This is a genomic window from Stenotrophomonas sp. YIM B06876 (genome assembly GCF_030711595.1).
Classification (GTDB): Bacteria; Pseudomonadota; Gammaproteobacteria; order Xanthomonadales; family Xanthomonadaceae; genus Stenotrophomonas.
In genome coordinates, this window is record NZ_JAUJUJ010000385.1 from 1 (window position 1) to 764 (window position 764).

The 764-nt window shown below is 65.1% G+C and carries 1 protein-coding gene; it reads left to right on the forward strand.

Annotated features, from left to right (window positions below; translation table 11 throughout):
• Positions 1-542: 542 nt before the first annotated feature.
• Positions 543-764 (forward strand): hypothetical protein (locus tag QZH66_RS17460; protein WP_305807100.1); only part of this gene is annotated, 222 nt, incomplete at its 3' end.

Below are 764 nucleotides of genomic sequence, written 5' to 3' on the forward strand. Positions count from 1 at the left end.
GAATGAAACGGCGCTCGGCAGCATGGTGCAGGACATGCTGCAGGTGCGCGATCTACTGGTGTGGGCCAGGGATGGCAGCAACACCTCGGAGGACGTGCAGGCGATGGCTGGCTCTCTGACGGCCCTGCGCGACAGCCTGTTCTACAGCAGCAACAGCAAGGACCAGGAGGGCCGCTACCTGTTCTCCGGCACCGCCAGCGCAACCGACACGGTCACCTACGACGACACCCAGCCCCTGGGCTCCCGCTATACCTTCACCGGCAACACCGCGTCGCAGCAGGTCGTCGTGGGCCACGGCATCACCCAGACGGCCAACGTCACGCTGTCTGAAATGGCCGCGCTGCTCAATTCGCTGGACAGCACGGCATCCACCCTGCAAACCACCGGGNCTGTTCTCCGGCACCGCCAGCGCAACCGACACGGTCACCTACGACGACACCCAGCCCCTGGGCTCCCGCTATACCTTCACCGGCAACACCGCGTCGCAGCAGGTCGTCGTGGGCCACGGCATCACCCAGACGGCCAACGTCACGCTGTCTGAAATGGCCGCGCTGCTCAATTCGCTGGACAGCACGGCATCCACCCTGCAAACCACCGGGATGAACACCGGCGATACCGTTGGCGGCACCATCAACGCCCTGGATGACGCGCTCTCGTCGATCAGCGGCAAGATTGCCGGCCTCGGCGGCACGCAGAACATCCTCGCCACGCTGGACAGCAACCACGGCAACGTCAGCGTGTCGAACCAGCAGGCCATGATCACC